General features: G+C 62.2%; 2 protein-coding genes. Both read right to left on the reverse strand.

The window, feature by feature from the left end; translation table 11 throughout:
* Positions 1 to 396 precede the first annotated feature (396 nt).
* Positions 397 to 621, reverse strand: a complete 225-nt coding sequence (locus tag ACZ9H4_RS37050; RefSeq protein ID WP_476123239.1) for a hypothetical protein — start codon at positions 619 to 621, stop codon at positions 397 to 399.
* A gap of 20 nt (positions 622 to 641) precedes the next feature.
* Positions 642 to 1127, reverse strand: coding sequence for a hypothetical protein (locus ACZ9H4_RS37055; RefSeq protein ID WP_476123241.1), 486 nt, complete (start codon positions 1125 to 1127; stop codon positions 642 to 644).
* Positions 1128 to 1528: the final 401 nt, after the last annotated feature.

Below are 1528 nucleotides of genomic sequence, written 5' to 3' on the forward strand. Positions count from 1 at the left end.
CCTCGAAAGCTGCCTTTGGAATAGCACTGGGTCGACCGGCCGCAGCGGGTCGTCTTGAGCCGGTCGTCGTCAGGCCCAGATCGGCCAGTCAGGGACATTCAACCTGACCTTCTCGCGGACGTTCGAACATCCGCTGCGACCCCAACAACGGTCTTACGCTCGCGATCATGTGATCGACGCTCCGCCAACCTTGGGCAGCCATGATCATGTTGGTGGCGTGGGTGTCCGCCAGCATCAGGGGCGCCGGCGCCCTCCGTATCGCGATAGGTCGGGGAAGTGACCCAATCGTCACGCCGAAGGCGCGGGAATCAAAGGACCGGAAACCTGCGCCCAAGGTCGGGCTCAGCGCCACTCATAGCAAGCGCCTGAGCGAGCGCGAGTCCATCCGGGACTCGACTAACGGAAGCCGTAGAACAGGACCTTTTTCCCTTCAAAACTTTCTTGCACACCTTGCTCGCAATCCGATGGACACCTTACGTTGCCGTCCCCGCTCACGCCTGACACGGTGACGGCCCTGTAGACAACGGATTCGACGAGCGTCCCGTCGGCAGCGACGACAATGTTCAAATCAGTTTCGACGCCGGCCGGCACGGCTCCGCCGGCGGTATAGACGATTTTCATGGTGCCGGTGCAATCGGAGTTCACCGCGTAGGTGCCGATCTGGTTCGGATTGAAGGTCGTCTGCCCCCTTTCGGCAACCCGCCAATCATGCCGAAGTCGGTGCGTTGAAAAGTGCCCCTGCCGTCGAACGTCACCAGGGCGACGTCATCGAGGATCGACGGGGCGGCGTACGGATGCAACGTACCATCGGCAGCTTTCAATCCAAGTATCTCTCCGTGACCGATAAAGCTAAACGGTCCCTTTAGCGTTGCGTTCGAGCAAAGGCCGCCGTGGTCGCCGTGCTCGCCGTGGTCGCCGGCCTGCGCGGCGGCACTGAGCGAGAGAAGTGCAGCGGCGGTTGCGGACAAAATGCTTAAATGCTTGCTTATCATGTTCATCTCCTTGTCATCGACCGCTGCCGCTTCGCTGGCGTGCGCGTGTTGTCGAGGCGCGTGCACAGGCACAAAGCGTCGGGCAGAGGCTGCCCAGCGGCGGCGCACCGCGCCGCTCACGTTAGCCTGATTCATCGTGGTCAGAAGCGCGAGCCTGTGCCATCGACAGAACATGAAGAAATCGTTAACCGTGCATCGACGGTATGTGGCAAAAGTGACGCGGAACGGGCGGGGCGGCGCACATCGCCCTGGTGGCCTGCGTCAGCCTGCCCGGCCCGCGCGGGAGGCGCGGTAGAAACGATGGAAGGCGCTTCGCCACGTACAACTTCAACTATGTGTTGACCCTTGACCCGCTGCGCCGCCACGGGTAATTCTAGGTGGCCTCTACCCGCCCGTAAGTGCATGACGCTGCCCCCACCGTCACGGTTGTCTGAACGTGGAGAAGCGCAGCCCCCTGTGAAGCGTACCCGGCGCCGGTTGGACCCATCGCCGAGAGCTTGCCTGCGTTTCGCCACACGCGGATGACCGTTTGACCT

This window comes from Paraburkholderia sp. TE9906, assembly GCF_056279605.1.